The organism is Dietzia cercidiphylli, assembly GCF_014145145.1.
In the GTDB taxonomy this organism is placed as follows: Bacteria; Actinomycetota; Actinomycetes; order Mycobacteriales; family Mycobacteriaceae; genus Dietzia; species Dietzia natronolimnaea.
In genome coordinates, this window is the sequence record NZ_JAALEA010000550.1 from 1 (window position 1) to 4,465 (window position 4,465).

4 protein-coding genes are annotated in these 4,465 nt (G+C 69.9%); all 4 read left to right on the plus strand.

The genetic code is table 11. The features are described from left to right. Window positions 1–903, plus strand: a 903-nt coding sequence (locus G6028_RS17315; protein ID WP_241730862.1) for an ABC transporter permease, incomplete at its 5' end; no start/stop codon positions are given. A gap of 134 nt (window positions 904–1,037) precedes the next feature. Continuing rightward, the gene (locus G6028_RS17320; protein ID WP_182610657.1) at window positions 1,038–2,219 is read left to right on the plus strand and encodes an ABC transporter substrate-binding protein; all 1,182 of its coding nucleotides are present in this window, start codon (window positions 1,038–1,040) and stop codon (window positions 2,217–2,219) included. A 37-nt stretch (window positions 2,220–2,256) separates the two neighbouring features. Next, window positions 2,257–3,585, plus strand: coding sequence for an FAD-binding oxidoreductase (locus G6028_RS17325; RefSeq protein WP_182610658.1), 1,329 nt, complete (start codon window positions 2,257–2,259; stop codon window positions 3,583–3,585). Next, window positions 3,582–4,436 carry a creatininase family protein gene (locus G6028_RS17330; RefSeq protein WP_241730863.1) on the plus strand — a complete coding sequence of 285 codons (855 nt, stop codon included), beginning with the start codon at window positions 3,582–3,584 and terminating at the stop codon, window positions 4,434–4,436. Before G6028_RS17325 ends, G6028_RS17330 begins: the two co-directional genes overlap by 4 nt. The last annotated feature ends 29 nt before the right edge of the window (window positions 4,437–4,465 follow it).

The window sequence follows — 4,465 nt, forward strand, 5'->3', positions numbered from 1 at the left end:
GGCAGCACCTCGGCCGAGCCCGACGCGGACCCCGGGTCCGACACCCCGGCCCCGGGCGGGGCGACCACGGTAACCGCGCCCACCTCGGCGGAGACCGGGCGGCGGCGCCGGATCTCCGCGGACGGGGCGCTCGTGCGGATCGGCGGCCCGCTGGTCGTCCTGGCCGCCTGCCTGGCCCTCTGGTACTTCGTCAGCTACGTCGTGCTCGAACCCGCCCGCCGTTTCCTGCTGCCCCCGCCGCACGTCGTGATCACCGACGGGTTCCTCGGGCCCAATTTTCCGGCCATGCTCGAGGCGTTGGGTCGCACGACGGTCGTCGCCCTGACCGGCCTGGCGATCGCGTTCGTGATCGGGGTGGTGTGGGCGATCCTGATGAGTCAGGAGACGTGGGCGGAGCGCTCGCTGTTCCCGTACGCCGTGGTGCTGCAGTGCATCCCGATCCTCGCGCTGGTGCCGCTGATCGGCTTCTGGTTCGGTTTCGGGTTCACCGCGCGGGTGTTCGTCTGCGTGCTGATCGCATTGTTCCCGATCGTGTCGAACACCCTGTTCGGCCTCAAGTCCGTGGACCCGGGTCTGCGGAGGCTCTTCCGGCTTCACCACGCCGGCCGACTGACCGTGCTTCGCAAACTCGAGGCACCGGCGGCGCTGCCCGCGCTGTTCGAGGGCCTGCGGGTGGCCGCAGGGCTCTCCGTGGTCGGGGCGATCGTCGGCGACTTCTTCTTCAAGCAGGGGGACCCGGGGATCGGCATCCTCATCGACACCTATCGGGCGCGGCTGCAGTCGCCGGAACTGTTCGCCTCCATCCTGCTCGCCTCGCTGCTCGGTGTGGCCGTGTTCCTGGCCTTCGGGTTACTCTCCCGCAAGGTGGTGGGGCGGTGGTACAACGCCGACGACCAGCGGTGATGGCGAGAGTCTCGCCCCGGCCGTAACCCACATCTGCCCGACCGGCAACACAACCGAAACGTAGCACCGCTTCACTATAGATATTGATCACGTCAATACGGGAGGCCTGATCCGGCCCCCGGGAGGAGACCCAGATGCGCCGCACCCACACCACCAGGACCGTGCTCTCCGTGGCCGCCCTGTGCACCCTCGGAGCCGCCACACTGACCGCCTGTGGTGGTTCCGATTCCGAGTCCGCCGAGGCGGCGTCCGGATACAGCGGTGAGATCGGGGCCGTCGACCTCAGCGAGAGCTGCCCCGCCACCGTGGTCGTCCAGACCGACTGGAACCCGGAGGCCGAGCACGGACACCTCTACGAGCTGCTGGGCCCGGAACCCACTATCGACGCGGGCGCCAAGGCCGTCTCGGGCCCGCTGTTCGCCTCGGGGGAGTACACCGGGGTGGACGTGGAGATCCGCACCGGTGGCCCGGCAATCGGTTTCCAGCAGGTCACCGCGCAGATGTACCAGGACACCGACATCATGCTCGGCTACGTGGACTCCGACCAGGCCGTGCAGAACTCGCTCAACAATCCGACGATCGGGGTGTTCGCGCCGCTGGACATCAACCCGCAGATGATCATGTGGGACCCGGAGACCTACCCCGACGTGGCGCGGATCGCCGACCTCAAGGACGAGGGGACCCGAGTCCTGTACTTCGAGGGCAACGCGTACATGGACTACCTCACCGGTGAGGGCATCCTGGACCCCGAGCAGGTCGACGGCAGCTACGACGGGTCGCCGTCCAACTTCGTGGCGGCCGGCGGGTCGGTCGCGCAACAGGGTTACGCCAGCGCCGAGCCGTTCATCTACGAGAACGAGGTCGCCGAGTGGGGTAAGCCCGTGGCCTACGAGCTGCTCCACGACACCGGGTACCCGATCTACAAGTCCATGATGGCGGTGCGCTCGGCCGAGCTCGAGGACAACTCCGCGTGCCTGGAGATGCTCGTTCCGGTCCTGCAGCAGGCCGAGGTCGAGTACTTCGCGGACCCGGATCGCACCAACGCGGTGATCGTCGACGCCGTCGAGCAGTTCAACACCGGCTGGGTCTACAGCTCCGAGCTGGCCGACTTCGCCGTCGAGGCCATGCTCGACCGGGAGATCGTCGGCAACGGTCCCGACTCGACGGTCGGCAACTTCGACGAGGAACGACTGGCCGACATCGTCGGGATGGTCACGGGCATCTACGAGGCCGCCGACGTCGCGATCGCCGAGGACGTTGCACCGGAGACCATCGCGACCAACCGGTTCATCGATCCGGCCATCGGGATGAACTGATCCCCCCAGTGACCACCCGATTCAGGAAGGCACCCCAGTGAGCGAGACCCAGACGGCGTCGCCGACGGCTCCCACGGCCCCGGACGTGGCCGGACTCGTCGAGGATCTGAGTGACCTGCTCGGCCCGGAGCTCGTCCTCACCGACGACCGCAGCCTCGACAAGGCCTCACAGGACGGCTCGTATCTCAGCCCGATCCTGCGTGCGCAGTGGCCGATCGGCCGCCCCGAGGTGGTGGTTCGGCCCACGAGTGTCGAGCAGGTCCCGCCGATCGTCCGCGCGGCGGTCCGCCGCGGGGTCCCCATCACCTCACGCGGAAAGGGCACCGGCAACTACGGGCAGGTGGTGCCGCTGCACGGTGGTCTCGTGCTGGACCTGACCGCCCTGAGGGGCATCGACGACGTGGACCCGGAGGCCGGGACGGTCACCGCCGAGGCAGGCGTCCGCATGATGAGCCTGGAGAAGCGGCTCGCACGCGACGACTCCCAGCTGTGGATGTATCCCTCGACCGTGCAGTCCACGCTGGGGGGCTTCCTGGCCGGGGGGTCCGCAGGGACCGGAACGATCGTGCACGGCCGCAACCACGAGGGGTTCGTCGAGGCGCTCGACGTGGTCTACGCCCACCCCGACGCCGAGATCGTGCACCTGACCGGGGAGGACGCCCAGCCGTTCGTGCACACCTACGGGGTCGCGGGGATCATCGTCCGCGCCACCGTGAGGATCGAACCCCTGCAGGACTGGCGCTGCCTCTACGCCAGCTTCGACGATCACCACGACGCCTTCTCCGTGGTCCCGCGCATCCACCGTCTCGACCCTGCGCCGCGGCTCTGCTCGGCCGATGGCGCCCACGTGGCCGGGTGCCTACCGCCCGACGAGGCCATCCCGCCCGGCCGCGCGAGTCTGCGCGCGATCGTCGAGGCCTCCGTCGTGGACGAGGTGAGCGCCCTGGTCACCGGTGCCGGGGGAGTGGTGGAAGCGGTGCGCAAGGGGGTCAACGAGTCCATCAAGGTCTCGACCCTGTCCTACAATCACCCCACCCACTGGTTGCAGAAAGCGGAGCCGGACACGTGGTTCCACATGGAATGCCAGGGTGACGCGCTGGTGGAGCGGTTGGACGAGGTCGAGGCCGTCTATCCGGGCGGAACCCTGCACCTCGAGGCCGGCCACGGCCGAATGTTCGGCATGCTCAACGGTCACTACACCGACCCGGAGGCCGCCTACGCGGGAGTGCCCGTCCTGGAGGAGCTGGGCGTGAGGGTGCACTCCCCGCACCAGTACCGGGTGGACCACGGAACCGAGGAGGTGCGGGCGTTGGCGGCCCGGACCGACCCCCACGGCCTGCTCAATCCCGGGCGGTGGGAGGAATGATCGGGCCCGCCCGGCGCTATGCGGACCTGAGCACCGTCGAGGCCGCGCGGGTGGGCCGGGGCGATCCCGTCGCCGTCATCCCCGCCGGTGCGATCGAACCCCACGGCCCCCACCTTCCCCTGGCCACCGACCTGATCGTGGCCGAGGAGGTGGCGGCCCGGGCGGTGGCCGCCGCCGCAGCCGGGGAAGGGGCGGGGGGCGAGGTCGACGCCTGGCTCATGCCCGCCCTCGGATACACCAAGAGCGACGAGCACTCCTCGTTCCCCGGGGCGATGTGGATCACCGCGGACACCCTGCTGTCCCAGGTCCGTGAGCTCGGATCCGCACTGAGCGCCAGCGGGTTCGGCCGCGTGCTCTTTGTCAACTGCCACGGCGGCAACTCCGCCCTGCTGGAGGTGGCGCTGCGGGAACTGCGCCGGCGCAGCGGCCTGCGGACCTTCCTGTACGCCGGTCGGGCCAACCCCGGCCCCACCGAACTCGGCATGGGGATCCACGCCGGGTGGGCCGAGACGTCGATGATGCTCCACCTGCGCACGGACCTCGTCGACATGTCCGTGGCCGAGGCCAGGATCCCCACCGGAGTGGCCGGGTGTCAGCACATCGGGTTCACCGGCCCCGTGAAGTTCGGCTGGCTGGCCGATGACCTGTCCGACACCGGGGTGATCGGCGACCCCACCGGCGCCGACCCCGACACCGGTGCACGACTGGTGGCCGATCACGTGGCCACCGTCGTCGGCGCGCTCGCGGAGATCGCGGTCTTCGACCCGGCGCGCGGAGTCCGGGGCGCCGACCTCTCCGCCGACCTCTCCGCCGACCTCTCCGCCGTCGCCGCAGGGGGAGGTCCGCGATGACGGCCGCCGAACTGCCCGGGGCCTGGGCG

Excerpts from the sequence above, each read along its gene's own strand:
- G6028_RS17320 (WP_182610657.1), top strand. The coding sequence starts at position 1,038 with ATGCGCCGCACCCACACCACCAGGACCGTGCTCTCCGTGGCCGCCCTG.
- G6028_RS17330 (WP_241730863.1), top strand. The coding sequence starts at position 3,582 with ATGATCGGGCCCGCCCGGCGCTATGCGGACCTGAGCACCGTCGAGGCC.